A 12,954-nucleotide genomic window follows, 5' to 3' on the forward strand; every position below is an offset into this window, starting at 1 on the left:
GCGTCGTGACCCGCCGTCGCCGTGTCGGCGGGGTAGTGGCCGGCGCGGTCGTGGTGGTCGCCGCGACCGCGGGGTGTCTGCCCGGCGGGACTGCCGACGCCGGACCGCCGAGCACGGTGGGGACGGTGACCCGCGTCGTCGACGGCGACACCGTCGATATCAAGACCGCGGTCAAGGGCACGGTGCGGGTGCGCATCATCGGGATCGACACCCCGGAGACGAACCGGCCGAACACACCGGTGCAGTGCTGGGGACCGGAAGCGACCGACTTCGCCCGGGCGATGCTCGACGGGCAACGCGTCCGGATGGTTCCCGACGCCGGGCAGGACGACGTCGACGACTACGGGCGAGCGTTGCGATACCTGCGGATCGGTCCCACGGAGACGGACTACTCCGTAGCCGCGGTAGAGGCGGGCGCGGCGCGCGCGTACGTCTATGACCGGAACACCCCGCCGGCCGCCGCTGCGGACATAGCCGCCGCCGAAGACCGCGCACAAACCGCCGGCGCCGGCCTGTGGGGTCCGCCGTGCTCGGGCGGCGTCTAAAATGCCCCAGGACACGACGAGAGCCGCAGACCAGTGGTCCGCGGCTCTCGTCGTCTGAGTGAGACGGTGTTCGCCAGTGCGCCTCTCGGCAGGTGGCCGCTCGTAGCGGCAAAGGGGTGGTACCCGGGGCATTGGGATCGAACACCGTCTGTGTGAGCAACCACGGTGGCCTCGGGTGTATTCCGGTGTCGCGGCAGCACGGACGGCGTGTGGTTGGGTGGCGCGCATGACGAAGTTGATGGCATGGGCTGCGTTCGCGGGTGCGGTGATTGGTCTGATGCTTCTGGGCGCCGAGGTCGTAGCGACGCGCGCCTATATCAACAGCGACAGCAACGTCTTCTACGACGGTTCGTACGCACCGTTGACAGACTCTGAATCCGCGTACGCGTTCGACACCAGCTTGGAGATTGACTGGGCCCCGAATTGGTGGGAACTGGTGACGCTCCCGTGGTGGAGCTACCCGCTGATCGGTGCCGGATCCGCCGCGGTGCTGTCGGCACCGTTCGCGATGGCCGGTGTACGTGTCAGCCGTGTGCGTCGATGACGGCGCACGGGGAACCGACCGCCCGTTCTACAGTGCAGGCATGACCCGCGCACTGCCCGATACCGTCGAGTCGCTGTTGATCCGTACGGACTTCTCCGACGACGCAGGGTGGCGTGCCACCGTCGAAGCTGCATCTCAGCCGTGGGACCTGGGCGGCGGTGTCATCACTGGCGCCCACCTCCTGGTCGTCGACGACGCCGCACTCGACGGCCTGACGTTGGTCGAGCTGGCGGAGGTGATCGACGGACCGCCGCCGTACTACGTCTTCCTCGCCGACGCCGACACCATTGCCAACCCGGAACACTCGATCCTCGCCGTCGACACCTCTGGTGACCCGGTCAACTTCCCGACGTTCCGCGTACACCCGTCGCAGATGCCGTCGGTGGAGAACAACCTCTCGCTCGCCAACATGGACTTCGACGACTTCGCGTCGGCGGTCGGCGCGGACGGGGTGTTCCGCGGGTTCGGTCCGCCGCCCACCAAACGGGTCCTATCGAAGGCAGCTCTGCTCGACGCGATCGACCGCTCGACACTGTCGACAGAAGCAATCATCGAATACCGGGCTGCGCTGGAGGATTCGCTTACTGACGACGAAAGCGCGAACTTCACTCCGGACATGCGAAGTTCTCACGACGACCTCGTGACGAGGCGACACGAATACAACGAGTACAGCTCGTGGATCGTGGGGCTCGACGAGTCGATCAACGCACTCGGCGCGGGCGGCGCCGCGCTCGTTATCCGTCTCATAGCCAGCACCAGGCAAGATCGGCTTCATGGTTCGTGCACCGTGTGGGTCGATCCAGTGAACCTCGTTCCCATCGCGGTTCTGGCTTACGGCGTGCCTGCGCCTCGTCGCGCCCACTGAGAACACACACCGACGGTTCACTCATCAGAACAGTGCGTGTTGCGCCTCGTCGGCGGCCCGGTCACGGGCGGTGCACCAGAGGGTATGCAGGTGACGGGCGACGCGTGAGTGCACCTCGAGGGTGTCGGCCAGGGTGTCCCAGTCGGCGCCGCGTGCGTGTTCGGTGTCGAGCCACCGGCCGGCGTCGTCACCGTCCGCGGTGAGCGTCCCATCGGCGGCGAGGTACCGGTCCGGACCCTCGCCGTCGAGCTCGTCGAGGGTCATACGTGCGCTCCCCCGGTTCGGAAGGTATTGAGCCGCTTCCACGCTGCCCGCTGAGCGGTGCCGAGCTGCACCATGTAGTCGAACAATTCTTCCTCGGGGCCTTGTTCGGCCGCTTGGATGAGCCGCTGCCCGGTGACATGGAAGGACCGCCGGTAGGACTGGGAGAGCACGATGTCGGCGTAGTGCACGGCGGCGGAGGATCCGGTGGTGTCGGCGGTGACGACGTCCGCCAGCGCTCGGCGCAGCGGTGCGTTCTTCTGCCCTCCCCCGGCTCGGTGCAGGACAGCGGCGACGGAGGCGGGGTCGTGCGGCTGTCCGGTGGTGACGAGGTCGGCGATGACGGTGAACAGTTCGGCGTAGGCGGGCTCGGCGAAGTCGGCCGGCACGAGGGCGTCGGTGACGCGGACGGCGGCTGCGGTGTCTGTGGACCACATGAGCGCGCAGAGGGTCAGCGATTCCGGGTCGGTTCGCGGGTCGAGGCCGGCGCCGGTGTCGGTGCCGGGGTCTGCGACGTCGGGTGCGAGGTCGAGGACCGGGTCGGTCGGGTTCTGCTCGGGTTCGGGGACGGCCCGTAGTGCGCTCATGACGTGTTCCCTGCCTCACCGGGTGTCGATGGAGTCGGCGGTCGGGTGGGTGCTCCAGGGGCCGGGGATGACGACGGCACTGGCGGTGTCGGCGGCGAGATCCGCTTCGATCTGAGCGGCGATGAAGTCGTGGTCGGGCTGGTAGTCGAACGCGAGGTGCGCCATGGGGGTCTCCTTCGGTGGTGGTGGTGGGCTGTGAGGTGCAGTCAGGCCGCGGCGGCGAGCTCGTCGATGCGGGTCACCCGATGTCCTGACCAGTGCGTGTCGGGGCCGGCGACCACGACGGGTGCGGACAGGTAGCCGAGGGCGAGGACGTAGTCGCGGGCTTCGGTGTCGGCGCTGATGTCGACGGCGGTGTAGTCGAGGCCGGCCTTGTCGAGTGCCCGGAACGTCGACCGGCACTGCTGGCAGTTGGGCTTGGTGTAGACGGTGATTCCGGACATGACTCACGCCTTTCGACTATTCGGTGGAGTGGTTCCATTCTATTTCACGGACGGGTTTATTTCCACCGCTGGATTGAATTTGTTCGATAACGATGAAGCGGATTTATCTGTTGCGCTGCAGCTGATCTGGCGATGGTAGGGAATGTCCTTCGGTCCCGGTTCGGCGGGTTCGTTTGGTGCGCTTTTCTCAACATTTGCGGGTTCGTTCGCGGCAAGAGTCTAGGATCGGCGGATGACGTATTCGCGTGTGGAGTTGGCGTTGGTGTCGATGCAGTTGGATCGGTGTGTGCCGTCGGGTCTCGCGGTCGAGGCGATGGTCTCGGGGGTGCCGGTGGAGGAGACGCTGCCCCGCACCGCTCCCCCCGGCACGGTGGATGTGGCGTTCGCGCCGACGAACCTTCCCGACCTTCTGTAGACCCTGGCGGTTCGTTTCTCGGCCGCCCTGGTGGGTAGTGACGTGGTGTCCGGTGTTCGTGGCCGGACGTACAGGGGCGTGGAGTTAAAACGGCAGCTTTGCGTAGGGAGCCGTCGGCCTGATCGGGCTGGCGGCTCCACCTCGTTTCCGCACCTGACCTTCAATGGTGGGTGCGTCGCAGGTCGGTGTGAGGGCTCGATGCCCGATCGCCGGCTATCCCCCGACGGTGGCCGGGCGTTCCCCGCTGGCTGCGGGAGGCGCCCGGCCCAGGTGGGCCGCTCCGGTCAGTTCCGGTCGGGTGCCCCGGGGAGGTGCGCCCCGGTGCTTGCCCGAACCTCGTCGGCGCTCAGTCCGGCGGTGAGGTCTCGGGCGATCTTGGGGTCGAGTCCGGAGTTCAGTGCTGTGTCCAGCAGGTCGAGCAGGCGGGGCGTGCTGTGCCCGGTCTCGGCGGCGTGGGCGTGCGCTGCCTCGTAGGCGCTCCCGGCGTCGGGGCCGTTGCCGATGGTGTGCGCGAGCCACCCTGCCAGGCACAGTACCTGGATGCGGGCGTCGCCGTGGCTGTGGCGGGCGATGGTGGCCATGGCGGTCCATGCGGAGATGCGGCCGTAGAGCGCGAGCCGGAACATCGCATCCCGCACGGGAATGGTGGTGATGACGGCGGCGGTGCGGGCGATGAGGTCCCGGTCGGGGAGTTCGTCGGCGTAGATGACGGCGGCCAGTTCCTCGAGCACCTGCGCGGGGTCGGCGTTCTCGGCGGCGGGGATGTGCTCACCTTGCTGGTAGCGGGCGGCGATGGCGTCGCGGCGGCGTTCGATGGGCTTGCCGTCGGCGATGTGGTCTGCGGCCACCTCGGAGGCGTAGGGGTCGACGTGCACCAGGTCTCCGGTGTCCAGGTTCTCCCCGGTGGTGGCCTCGGCCAGGGTGGGGAGGTAGTAGCTGCCGATGACCTCGGTGGTGCGGCTGAGTTCGCGTAGCGCCAGCATGTGCTCGATGACCGCGTGCGACCGTAGTCCTGGGGCGGCGATGGTGACGACGATGACGGCGGTGATGCCGTTGTTCGCCAGTGCCCCGGACAGGGTGCTGGTGGTCGACGCCTGTGCTGCGTCCTCGCTGGTGGTGCGGGTGACCAGTTTGACCACCGCTGTTCCGGCCGGGTCGGTCTCGAGGGCGATGACGACGAACGATCCGCTGTCGGCGGGGACGTAGCCGAGCAGGGCGGGGATCGCGGCGAGGAGCTGGGCGGTGGTGGTGATGCGGGGTTGCGTCATGAGGGGGAACCTTTCGGGTGGTGTGTGGGGTGCGGCTGGGGGGACGGTCAGGATCGGAGTGCGCGGCGTGCGCTGCGGCGGTCGTAGCGGGCGCTGGCTCGTTTGACGGTGCGGCGGATCTTCGGTGCGCCGCGTCGATGGACCAGGTGGTCGATCTCGTCTGCGGTGGACGGGTGCTGTGCGCGCATGACTGGTGCTTCCTTCCGGAACTCATGTGGCTCGGTCCTTGTCCCTCACCACGTTCTTTCGCCGTCATCTGGCGTGGCGCAGAGGAGGCGGCGCACGGGAACGGCGTCCTGCACCCGATACGAAAAGTTCTCAGCCAGAGGCGTTCTGAGAAGTTTTCGGACCCCGCAGGGGCCGGAGCGCAGCGGAGGTCTGGTGTGGGTAAGACGGCCACGGGTGACGCAGCATCGGAGTAGCCAGATGTGTCGAAAGAACGAATGCTCTTCCAGGGTGCGGAGCGCAGCGGAGCTCCACTAGGCGGACGCCCGCAGGGTGGCCCACGCCCGGACGCGCGCGGCCGGCCTGCGACCGGGAACCGCCCGGCCACTCCCCCTCGGTTACCACCAACCACTTGTTCGGCTCGGTGGTGATTGTGCGGGAGCGACGGGGCCGGGCCACGTACCGCGGGCCGCGGCAGCTTGGTTTGATGGCTTCCGCCGAGCCGCGTCGGCGGCTCCACCTAGACCAGCAGAACGATCTAGCGGCATACTCCTGAGATGGACGAAGGCCTCCTCCGAAATCTGATAGAGACAAGACCGCTGCTTCATTTCAAACTTAAACATAATCTCGCATTACACCGTCCCGCCCCGTTGATAAATTCAAAGAAACTCCCCAACGCGCGACGACTTTACTGGGACTGGTCCGATAGCGCTTTTGGGAGTGCCGCTATACATAGGGAGGAGGTATTCGTATCCGTTAGATACGATTTGGAAGAAGACGACGACTATGAAAAAGTTCGCGATTTCTCAAGAGCACGACTGGCCCATTTACAGAAGATGCAGGAGAAGTTCGCCGCCACATACATTGAGACACTATGGACTATTGTAAGCGAACTCGCGAACAGGTGGTTGATAGAGGCGGTAGGTCCAGATTGGGCGGAACGCCTCGCCGATCGGGATGCTGCGAGACCGGGAAGAACAGCGAGCCCTAGACCTAGATACAACCCAAGCGATCCGAGCTGCTCGCTGCGGGCTTTAACGGACTGGCATTTCAATACAATGGAACGAAATCAACTTCGTAATGCATACGCACGTGAGCTGATCGAATGGCGCAACAGCTGGGCACACCGGGACGGATTCGATCTGTTCAGCGCACATCGAGCAATAGACACAGCTTACATGCTGGTCGGCGAGATCGAGAGATACGATATATGGCGCAATGATCTACATCTGGAACTCGAAACAATTCGCGGAGAGGTGAGTTACGCCGTAAACTACCTCACAATGCTTCCCGTTGTTGTTCTAGGGCAAATATCTTCAGTCGAGAAAGTCCCAGGTTCGGATTTCGATGGCACCATCGCACCGGTGTGGGAGTATGAGATTGATATCAGTTCACCAAAATCTCGAAAGGCGATCATCACTTTAAGGAATGAAGCATCTAGTCCAATGAAATTGAGAGAATGGGTCGAAGTCGATGTTTCTCACTTAGACCTTGAGACAGGAATAATCGGTAACATTCGCAAGCCGTATACGCCTCCAGTGGTTTAAAGCTGCGGTTGCCGGTCACGGCAGCGGTTGTCCGGCGATGTACCCACAAGAAGTCGATGACATGATCGTGCGCGGCACGCAGAATCGGATCTTTGAGGTCGTTCCCGCCGTGATGGGGACAGCCTGTGTGGTCGCCGTCTCAATCCAAGACCGCCTGGACGTTGCCGACCGTCGAACGGTTCCCCGCTAGACACCCGACACACCGGCGCGGTCTCGTGGCCCGGTGGTGTAATTGTGGGACGGTGAGTAGGCATATGTCGACCGTTCCACCGAGGAAAGTCGGGTACACCGCACCGTGGCCAAGAATCTGATCGTCGAGCTGACCGATGACATCGACGGGTCCGTCATCGCTGACGGCGCCGGGGAATCGATCGAGTTCTCCGTCGACGGCGTCGACTACGCGATTGACCTGAAGGACAAGAACGTAAAGGAGTTTCGGAAGGCGATCGATTACTACATCGGGCACGCGGCGAAGGTCGGTGGCCGTAAGCGGGGTGGGCACACCTCTGCTGTCCGCGCCGCGGCCGAGACAGCGTCCAAGAAGTCGTCGAAGCGTGATCCGGAGCAGACGCGGGCGATCCGGGAGTGGGCCAACAGCAATGGATACGAAGTGAGCAGTCGGGGTCGAATCCCCACTGCGGTCGTCGAGGCGTTTGGCGCCGCTCACTAACCGGTCCGCCCTGACCTGACGCGCAACCGTACCGGGTGTGGCCGCGCGGCCGACCGATGCCACCGGCGCTGGTCCGGCGTTCCTGGGGGGGAGCGCGAGGGGGTGTTCCCCCTCGCCCGGGTCGGGGACAGTCGGGACGGGCCGCGGGCAGTGCGGGTGCCCGATTGTGGGGTCACCCGCACCGTCTCGTCACTCGGCGGCGGCGTCTGCGGTGTCGTCGGTGAGCGCCTGGTGGGCCTGTTCGGCGGTGATGGTCGCCGCTGCGGCCTGCTCGACGGGGGTCAGGTCGTGACCGTGGGCGCTCAGGAATCCGAGGTAGTTGTCGAGGTTCCCGTAGTGGGTGCGTCGCCAGGAGTCGTGGCCCTTGCCGCTCATTCGGGCCTCGTAGGCGGCGAGCACCTGGGCGAGGGTGAGCACCTGAGCGCGGGCGTCACTGGCCTTGTCGACCACCGGGGCGATCGCGGCCCGTGCTGCCTTGTCGTCGGAGCCGGGGTATCCGGCCTCGGGGCCGGTCGCCTTCGGTACGGCGATGCCGAGCACCTGCGCGAGGTACTGCGGGGCCTTGTTCTCCGTCAACAGTGTCGGCTCGTCGACCAGCGTCTCGGCGATCCACTTCCCGGCACCCTTCGGCAGGGTCTTGCGTGCGAGGAACTTGACCAGCCACTCCACCCGGGCGCTCGTGGCGGCGGCGGACGCCTTGTTCAAGTCGACGGTCCGTCGACGCTCCGCCCGCGCCTGCTCCTTCACGGCGAGTTCAGCCGTCGCTGCCGCCTGCGCCCTGGCCTGTGCCTGCGCTTCGGGGTCACCGGCCTCGGCGGGTGCGGACAGCGCGGCGGCGAGCACCGCGTTCGGCTGTACCCCTGCGGCGGTGGGGTCGGCGGTGAAGTACTCCGGCACCCACACCGTGCCTTCGGTGAGCGTTCCGTGGTGCACGAATCCGTCGGCGGGGACGGCGTCGGGGTCGCCCTCGGTGGCCCAGTCGATCCGCTCCGCGTCGATCACCTCACCGGTCTCGGAGAGAGTGAACTGCTCGGCGGCGGTCAGCCACACCGACCAGTGCTGCGGCGCGGTGTCGATGTGCTCGACGGTGATCTCGTCGCCGCCGCCGACGGTCACCAGGTCCTCGGCGCGGATCAGATCGCTTCCGAACAAACCACCGATTTTCAGACCGCGACCCGCGGCGCAGTAGGGGCGGCGGTGCTGACCATCCGCACCCAGGCGGTGTCCTGGCGGGTGGTGCTGCACCGTGCGTACCCGATTTTCATGGTTCTCCGACCCGTCGACCAGTTTCGTCCACTGGGGACTACGGGAAGCTGGACAAGTTCGGTGGACACTTCCAGCGGACGGATGAGCAGGCAAGACGACGCCGGCAATCGCACTGAGAGTGCCGTTCACGGGCGTCCGGTATGACGATGGTCAAAACGCACACCCGAACCCGCAGGAGGCGACTCAGGCGAAGACTGCCCGGTGGTCGCTCGGTGAACTCGTCTGTGTACGACTGAGCTGTCGGCGCAGCTCGCTAGGCTCTGAGGAGATACCGGACAGTACTACAGATAGGGCAAGGCATGGGACTCAGCGAAGTCGAAGTCATGAAGCAACTCGACATCGAGTCCTGGAGAAACCTCTCCAAGGACAAGATGCTGCGGTTTGCCGCTCTCATGCCCGACATGGACACCGAGGTGGCCCTCAAGATCATCGAACAGTTCCCAGCTTTCAAGGAATTCGCTCTGGACACGGTGAAAGAGATAGAAAAGGCTCACAAGTCCACGCTCAAGTCGAATGATAAGAGCCAGAAACAGGCATACAAGGCTTTTGAAGATATCCGCGAGATCCTCAAGGGTGAGCTCGACAAGGATGACCTCACCTGGGACCAACGAAAGTTCATCATCGAACTGATCCAGGAAAACGGGAAGCAAGTATCCCAGAAGGACAGTGAGAATAAGGAGTTCCTCAACACCGTCCTCGGAAAGGTCGCGGTCTTCGGCGGTGGTGCGATTGCTGCGGGAGTGGTTTTCTTGGGCGGCAAAATCATGCTCGAACAGGACGACGGCATCAACCGAATTGGCGCCTGAGTCGACCACGGAGGTGCCCGCTACCTGCGCCGAGAATCGAGCCACCAGCCCGCGCTTGACGTCGCGAACCGCGACCGTGCCCACTCCCAACACTCGGTCGGCGCGGTCCAGACACCCCCTGAACGAAGTTGAACTTGTGTGCCTCTATCGCAGTCTCTGAAAATTCAATTCTGGTGATCGATTGTAAAATTCACTTCTGCAGTCAAAATGTCAGAAGGCGACTGCAATCGGAGATAATTCCCCAGGGAAGTCATGACGGCCACTTCTGATACTGACACAGGAGGCATTCCGTATAGACATCGTCTTCTTCGGGCGGTGGTTGATCGCCGCCGAATTCACCGCGCTGCGCTTCCTTCTACTGGCCGCGATGGTCGCCGATCGGGCGCAGACCAGCGACTTTCCTCCTTCGGCATCATCACCGTTGCCTGCGAACGGCCCGGTGTGGGCGGCTCTGGACCGCGGTGCGATTACTCCGCCTGGAACCGCTTTGCGCTTGCACCACGGCTGATCCCTAGCCAAATTTGCGTGATCGCGTAGGAAGCAGAGTATGGAGGATCGCTACGCGGGCGTTGCACCAATCGGGCGGCTGGGCAGCGACTCGTGGCGTCTCGCCGGATTCAAGGTCATGACCGCAGTGCTGCTTGTACTCGCACTCGGTCTCCTCATCAGTGCCGCTGTCACGCGTTCGACGACTGCACTCCCCATGGCGGCCGTCGCAGTAGGTGGGGCCGGCATACATTGGTTGCTGGCCTCTCGCTCTGCCGAATACACCCTGGTGTATCCATCGGAGCTCGTCCTCCACAACCGTCAAGGTCAGTACGCAACGCTTCCACGCGGATCGGTGTCGACATTCCGCATCGTTGAGCACCACGATTCTGCTCCGCGCATCGTTGCTGTGCAGTTCGGCGGCCAGGAAACAAATATCGCAGGAGCCAACCAACCCCAAGGAGGTTGGATGCGAGACGTCATCAGACCGCTACGCAGCGCGAAAGCCATGAAGGCGAAACTCGATCACTGGCTGACAACCGGTCGATACACCACCTGACCTCGAGGCGTGGGTGACCATGACTGCCGACCCCCTCCTCGCTCACTCAGCAATCGAACGACTGACCTCCACCGCGATTACCGGCTCGACAGCTACCGACCTGACGCGATCAACGAAGCCGTAAGTAGCACTCATCAAAGGGCGTTCGGCCTGGCCGGTAGTCCATTCGGGCGGCGTAGCGCAGGTCACCGACGCATTTCCACAAAAAGTGTGCTGAAATGTATTTCGGGGTCGGATAGTGCGCAATGTGAAATCAACGGGCCGGACAACTGTCGTTGCTATAGCGAGCTACCAAACGCGCGGCCCCCGCTGAAGCGGCCCACTTCGCTGTGCGAACGGCTGGCCTTCGTTGTGGGTGGCCTCCAGGTAGTCGACGTAACGCTCCACAGCCTCTGCAGCGAGGTCGGACGGGCCGCGCGGTGCTCCCGGTGTAGCCATCAGGGCCTCGGCCGCATTCAGGAGCCGCTCACTGGTCTCTACATAGAAGTAGAAGGTGCGCTTGGTCTTGGCAGGCTTGTCCCCCGCCGGCGGCCGAGGTTCGGAGACGGACGCACTCGATGCCGCCACGGTCATCGGATCGAGGGGGCTCGAGTTGCCCAAGCTGCTCTTCAGACGTTCAGGACGCGCCATGGCCGACTCCCTCCATGAGCAGCCCCGATGTACGCCGGTAGATGCTGGCCAGATTGCGGGCGTCCGTCGTCCCCCACTCGAGGAGACTGGTCTGCGCCTCGGAGGAATCCTTCAGCACGACTCGCTTGGGTATGGGGTCGCCGATGATCGTGATGCACTCGGCGATCTCCGCCAGCTGCTCGCGACCGGCGATGGTGTTGCGTTCGTGAAGGTTGATGATCGCGCCCACCAGCTCCAGCGTCGGGTTGTAGCTGCGGCGCACCACGTCGATGGTGCGTCGTAGCCGTGCGAGACCGTTCGCGGAGAAGAGCGCGGACTGACTGACCACGAGCGCTCGCCGGGCTGCCACCAGAGCGTTGATCGTCAACAGGTCCAGACTCGGCGGGCAGTCGATCACCACAAGTCCATACTTCGGAGCGAGTGACTCCAGCGCATCGCGGAGTCGCCGCTCGCGTCCTGCGCCGCCGAGAATCAACTCATCCCGCACGAAGGCGAGGGATTCCGAGTTCGGGTCGGTGGCGACCAGGTCCACACCGTCCCAGATGGACGGCGCCATGACGTCGGCGAGGGTGGCGTCCGACCGGTCCGATAACGCGTCCGCCATCCCCGCGTCGCCGGGTGCCGGCTCACCGGCACTGAGGACGGTACTCAGGTTTCCCTGGGGGTCCATATCGAGTGCCAGAACTCGGTGGCCGGCGCGACGGGCGGCATCAACGATGTGAAAGGTGGTCGTCGTCTTACCTACGCCACCCTTTTGGTTGCAGAAGGCGATCACGTTGTGTGACATGTGTGTCCTCTCATGTGTCGGAAGTTCGAAGAAAGAGACTTCCCGTACCCGCAATACCTGCAATACGGGTGAAGGAAGAAAAGTAAGTGATGGCTGTGTGGGACGAGTGGCGGCATATACCTCCATACATGCCGCCCCGGTGAAGAGTCCGATACCGGTAATGACCGACTGGGACGTGACACCCGCACGGGACGCAATACCAGCAATGCCACCATCACTGGGGTAGCGGTTGATGCTGACAACCCCGCCGATACTGCGATCACTGGTAACTGTCAGCGTTATCGATGAACCTGCAACGGGCCGGACCCACAGACTCGGTTTCCGGGCATCGAACCCGCATCTTGTTGGCATGGAGGATGGTCCCGTCTACTGCATCGGACTACGTTCTGCTTCACCCGGACCCCCCAGGGGTGACCCCCATTGTCCGCACCCACGTTGTCCGCTCCACGCCCTCTGGCCCCGCGCCCGGGTGGGCGCGCGGCTTTCGGTATCGCCACGTCATCAATGATCAGTCGATGGCATGGTGCCCCGGGGCCGGTCTCCGGAGATCGCTAAGGGTGCACAGGCAACGGCGGCAGGCTGGTTATCGTCGGGCTCTGCCTGAAAACGACGCACATGCCGACATCGCTCGCATCAGGTCATGTGATGAAGCGAGCTAGACGATCGGCAGTGAATATTGTGCTCGCGGGATGAGTCACCGCGTCAGGAGTCGATCCCAGGAATGGCAGAAGGCCCTTGATGGGAATCGATCAGTGATCTAAGGTCAGTCGTCGAAGCCTCCGTCCTCGCGGGTGGTAGGCCTGGTGCCCTCGGCTCCGGTGCTCGACACACCGGGTTCAGCCGAGGGCACTTCCGTTTCGTAGGGGTCTGGTGTCAGTGTCACTCAGGCGACGTCCGCGTCGCCGGTGCTCTGAGACTCCAGGCGTTCGATGTACTCGTCGATGGCGGTGTCAGGTATCAGGCGGCGCTTGCCGACCTTGACGCTTCGGATCTCGCCGGACGCAATCTTGTTGAAGAAGTTGGAACGACCGAGCCCAGTCCGGGCCATGCCTTCCTGTACTGAGAAGAGCTGCCTGCTCATTGCATCCCCCTGTCGTGAATCACCACCAG

General features: G+C 64.1%; 18 protein-coding genes. 8 read left to right on the top strand and 10 right to left on the bottom strand.

What is annotated here, in order from left to right:
• The 3 genes from RU01_RS13690 to RU01_RS22170 all read left to right on the top strand — a co-directional run.
• The coding region (locus tag RU01_RS13690; RefSeq protein WP_052493281.1) for a thermonuclease family protein at positions 1-545 on the top strand (545 nt) is incomplete at its 5' end.
• Between the two features lie 226 nt (positions 546-771).
• Positions 772-1,089, top strand: coding sequence for a hypothetical protein (locus RU01_RS13695; RefSeq protein WP_156148916.1), 318 nt, complete (start codon positions 772-774; stop codon positions 1,087-1,089).
• A gap of 40 nt (positions 1,090-1,129) precedes the next feature.
• Positions 1,130-1,954 carry a DUF6924 domain-containing protein gene (locus RU01_RS22170; protein ID WP_156148917.1) on the top strand — a complete coding sequence of 275 codons (825 nt, stop codon included), beginning with the start codon at positions 1,130-1,132 and terminating at the stop codon, positions 1,952-1,954.
• Between the two features lie 24 nt (positions 1,955-1,978).
• Here the strand turns inward: RU01_RS22170 and RU01_RS13705 are convergent, their stop codons facing one another.
• From RU01_RS13705 to RU01_RS13715, 4 genes are read right to left on the bottom strand one after another with little or no spacing between them, the layout of a single operon-like run.
• Positions 1,979-2,218, bottom strand: a complete 240-nt coding sequence (locus RU01_RS13705) for a hypothetical protein (protein WP_042575130.1) — start codon at positions 2,216-2,218, stop codon at positions 1,979-1,981.
• A complete protein-coding gene (locus tag RU01_RS13710) occupies positions 2,215-2,802 on the bottom strand; it encodes a DnaB-like helicase N-terminal domain-containing protein (RefSeq protein ID WP_042575131.1) in 588 nt (195 codons plus the stop codon). Before RU01_RS13710 ends, RU01_RS13705 begins: the two co-directional genes overlap by 4 nt.
• A 15-nt stretch (positions 2,803-2,817) precedes the next feature.
• The gene (locus RU01_RS22880) at positions 2,818-2,967 is read right to left on the bottom strand and encodes a hypothetical protein (protein WP_156148918.1); all 150 of its coding nucleotides are present in this window, start codon (positions 2,965-2,967) and stop codon (positions 2,818-2,820) included.
• A 41-nt stretch (positions 2,968-3,008) separates the two neighbouring features.
• Positions 3,009-3,245 (bottom strand): glutaredoxin domain-containing protein, encoded by a 237-nt coding sequence (locus RU01_RS13715; RefSeq protein WP_042575132.1) that lies wholly within the window; start codon positions 3,243-3,245, stop codon positions 3,009-3,011.
• Between the two features lie 232 nt (positions 3,246-3,477).
• Between RU01_RS13715 and RU01_RS13720 the strand changes: the two genes are divergently transcribed.
• Positions 3,478-3,660 (top strand): hypothetical protein, encoded by a 183-nt coding sequence (locus tag RU01_RS13720; protein ID WP_042575133.1) that lies wholly within the window; start codon positions 3,478-3,480, stop codon positions 3,658-3,660.
• Positions 3,661-3,944: 284 nt separating this feature from the next.
• Here RU01_RS13720 and RU01_RS13725 read toward each other — a convergent pair whose 3' ends face one another.
• Both RU01_RS13725 and RU01_RS22885 read right to left on the bottom strand, forming a co-directional pair.
• The gene (locus RU01_RS13725) at positions 3,945-4,928 is read right to left on the bottom strand and encodes a DUF4192 family protein (RefSeq protein WP_042575134.1); all 984 of its coding nucleotides are present in this window, start codon (positions 4,926-4,928) and stop codon (positions 3,945-3,947) included.
• A gap of 47 nt (positions 4,929-4,975) precedes the next feature.
• Positions 4,976-5,116, bottom strand: coding sequence for a hypothetical protein (locus tag RU01_RS22885; RefSeq protein WP_155957156.1), 141 nt, complete (start codon positions 5,114-5,116; stop codon positions 4,976-4,978).
• Positions 5,117-5,650: 534 nt separating this feature from the next.
• Here RU01_RS22885 and RU01_RS22890 point away from each other — a divergent pair.
• Positions 5,651-6,640 carry a Swt1 family HEPN domain-containing protein gene (locus RU01_RS22890; RefSeq protein WP_156148919.1) on the top strand — a complete coding sequence of 330 codons (990 nt, stop codon included), beginning with the start codon at positions 5,651-5,653 and terminating at the stop codon, positions 6,638-6,640.
• 295 nt (positions 6,641-6,935) lie between these two features.
• Positions 6,936-7,310: a histone-like nucleoid-structuring protein Lsr2 gene (locus RU01_RS13730; RefSeq protein ID WP_042575135.1), complete on the top strand. Its 375-nt coding sequence runs from the start codon at positions 6,936-6,938 to the stop codon at positions 7,308-7,310.
• A 189-nt stretch (positions 7,311-7,499) separates the two neighbouring features.
• Here the strand turns inward: RU01_RS13730 and RU01_RS13735 are convergent, their stop codons facing one another.
• Positions 7,500-8,462 carry a hypothetical protein gene (locus RU01_RS13735; protein WP_156148920.1) on the bottom strand — a complete coding sequence of 321 codons (963 nt, stop codon included), beginning with the start codon at positions 8,460-8,462 and terminating at the stop codon, positions 7,500-7,502.
• A gap of 437 nt (positions 8,463-8,899) precedes the next feature.
• Between RU01_RS13735 and RU01_RS13740 the strand changes: the two genes are divergently transcribed.
• Complete coding sequence (locus RU01_RS13740) at positions 8,900-9,382, top strand: hypothetical protein (RefSeq protein ID WP_197074776.1); 483 nt, start codon at positions 8,900-8,902, stop codon at positions 9,380-9,382.
• Positions 9,383-10,007: 625 nt separating this feature from the next.
• Positions 10,008-10,427, top strand: a complete 420-nt coding sequence (locus tag RU01_RS13745; protein WP_197074777.1) for a hypothetical protein — start codon at positions 10,008-10,010, stop codon at positions 10,425-10,427.
• 288 nt (positions 10,428-10,715) lie between these two features.
• Here RU01_RS13745 and RU01_RS13750 read toward each other — a convergent pair whose 3' ends face one another.
• From RU01_RS13750 to RU01_RS13760, 3 genes are all read right to left on the bottom strand, one after another.
• Positions 10,716-11,057: a hypothetical protein gene (locus tag RU01_RS13750; RefSeq protein WP_042575138.1), complete on the bottom strand. Its 342-nt coding sequence runs from the start codon at positions 11,055-11,057 to the stop codon at positions 10,716-10,718.
• Positions 11,044-11,844 (bottom strand): ParA family protein, encoded by an 801-nt coding sequence (locus tag RU01_RS13755; protein WP_042575139.1) that lies wholly within the window; start codon positions 11,842-11,844, stop codon positions 11,044-11,046. Before RU01_RS13755 ends, RU01_RS13750 begins: the two co-directional genes overlap by 14 nt.
• 883 nt (positions 11,845-12,727) lie before the next feature.
• Complete coding sequence (locus RU01_RS13760; protein ID WP_042575140.1) at positions 12,728-12,925, bottom strand: excisionase family DNA-binding protein; 198 nt, start codon at positions 12,923-12,925, stop codon at positions 12,728-12,730.
• Positions 12,926-12,954 lie beyond the last annotated feature (29 nt).

The sequence above is a fragment of the Rhodococcus sp. MEB064 genome, assembly GCF_000834565.1.
Lineage (GTDB): Bacteria > Actinomycetota > Actinomycetes > Mycobacteriales > Mycobacteriaceae > Rhodococcoides.